This is a genomic window from Kitasatospora sp. NPDC059577 (assembly GCF_042735475.1).
Lineage (GTDB): Bacteria > Actinomycetota > Actinomycetes > Streptomycetales > Streptomycetaceae > Kitasatospora.
Genome location: NZ_JBHWBZ010000006.1, coordinates 1 through 1,988 on the forward strand (window position 1 = coordinate 1; position 1,988 = coordinate 1,988).

Below are 1,988 nucleotides of genomic sequence, written 5' to 3' on the forward strand. Positions count from 1 at the left end.
TGTGTGTTTGGGTGCGCTGTGGACTCAATCTAGCCCCGCAGGTCCTGGTGCGCCTCGGGCGGGGGGCCGCCGTCGGGCTGCCCCCCGGGCCGTGGTGCGTCCGCGGGGTGGCGGCCTCACTCCGGCGGGTGAACGCGAGGTCCCTCGGATGTCGCTCAGACCGAAAGCGTTCCTACGATCTGATCAATCGTGCGAACCCTCGGAGGCGGTCATGGCCGACAGGCGCGGAACCGCAGGTATCGGCAGCATCTCGCTGGCCCTCGCAGTGCTGGCCCCGCTGGCCGCCTGCTCGTCCGGCGGCGACGAGTCCGCCGGCCCGCACCGGATCGACGCGGCCCCACTGGTCCACCTCTCGGCGGACGGCAAGGTGGACCCCGCCCAGCCGGTCACCGTCACGGCCGTGCAGGGCAGCCGGCTCACCGACGTGACCGTGGTGGGCCCGGACGGCCGGGTGGTCGCGGGCAAGCTCGCCGACGACCAGCGCAGCTGGCAGACCACCGGACGGCTGAAGGCCGCCACGGCGTACTCCGTCCGCATCTCCGCGGACGACGGCAAGGGCGGCCGGGGCGACACCACCGCCGACTTCAGCACCCTCGCCGCGCAGCGCCTGCTCACCGCCAAGCTCGGCCCGGACTCCTCCGGCACCGGCGTCTACGGGGTCGGCCAGCCGCTCACCGTGCAGCTCTCCGAGGCGGTGAAGGACCCGCAGGCCCGCCAGGAGGTCGAGCAGTCCCTGACCGTCACCTCCCAGCCCGCCGTCACCGGCGCCTGGTACTGGGTGGACGACAAGAACCTGCACTTCCGCCCGGAGGAGTACTGGCCGGCCGGGACGACCGTCGCGCTGTCCTTCGACGGCACCGGCAGCCGGATCGCGGACGGCCTCTACGGCGGCGACCGCAGCTCGCTGCGGCTGCGGATCGGCGAGCGGGTCGAGTCGGTGGTCGACGCGGCCGCCCACGAGCTCACCCTGAAGCGTGACGGCGAGGTCGTGCGGACCATCCCGGTCACCACCGGCAAGCCCGGCTTCGACACCCGCAACGGCGTCAAGGTGGTGCTCGGCCAGGAGCGGTCGGTCCGGATGAGCGGCGAGACCATCGGCATAGCCGCCGGCAGCGCGGAGTCGTACGACCTCGACGTGCAGTGGGCCACCCGGGTGACCTGGAGCGGCGAGTACGTCCACGCGGCGCCCTGGTCGGTCGGCTCGCAGGGCGTGGCGAACGTCAGCCACGGCTGTACCGGCATGAGCACCGACAACGCCAAGTGGTTCTACCAGAACACCCGGGTGGGGGACCTGGTGACGGTGGTCAACAGCAACGGCGCCGCGATGGAGGCGTTCGGCAACGGCTTCGGGGACTGGAACGTCCCCTGGACGGACTGGGTCAAGCACAGCGCCGTCGGACAGCCCCTCAGCACCAGCCTCCCGGCCGCCCAGGCCCCGGCCGCGGGGATGATCCGCCCGGAGGTCTGACCCCCCGTCCGGACCCCCTCGACGGCCCGCTGCTAGACCTCGGGGTGCGTCCCGGGGTAGGCCAGCCCCAGGGCGGTGACCGCCGCGGCGAGGGCGTCCGGGTGCGACAGCCCGAGGCGGTGCGCGCGCTCGGCGTACTCGGTGGCGGCCGCGGCGGCCAGCCGGTGCGCGGTGTCCCCGGCGGCGATCAGCGTGCCGCGCCGACCGTGGGTCTCCACCACGCCGTCCGCCTCCAGCTCCTTGTACGCCCGGGCGACGGTGCCGGCGGCCAGCCCCAGGTCCTCGGCCAGGGCCCGGACGGTGGGCAGCCGCAGCCCGGTGGGCAGGTCTCCGGTGCGGGCCCCCTCGGCGATCTGGGCACGGATCTGCTCGTACGGGGGAGTGGCGGAGTGGGGGTCGACGGAGAGCTGCACGGGAGGCTCCTGGGACGGGGACGGGGACGGGTGCGGGAAAGCCCGAGGGGGCGGGCGGGGGCGGACCGTACGCCGTCGCGCTCGGGGAGAGGGGGGAGGGGGTGCGG

At 74.4% G+C, this 1,988-nt stretch carries 2 protein-coding genes; one reads left to right on the forward strand and one right to left on the reverse strand.

The window, feature by feature from the left end; translation table 11 throughout:
* The first annotated feature begins 211 nt into the window (after window positions 1–211).
* Complete coding sequence (locus ACFV0O_RS07810) at window positions 212–1,468, forward strand: Ig-like domain-containing protein (protein ID WP_380337855.1); 1,257 nt, start codon at window positions 212–214, stop codon at window positions 1,466–1,468.
* Window positions 1,469–1,500: 32 nt separating this feature from the next.
* Here ACFV0O_RS07810 and ACFV0O_RS07815 read toward each other — a convergent pair whose 3' ends face one another.
* The gene (locus tag ACFV0O_RS07815; protein ID WP_380337858.1) at window positions 1,501–1,881 is read right to left on the reverse strand and encodes a GntR family transcriptional regulator; all 381 of its coding nucleotides are present in this window, start codon (window positions 1,879–1,881) and stop codon (window positions 1,501–1,503) included.
* Window positions 1,882–1,988 lie beyond the last annotated feature (107 nt).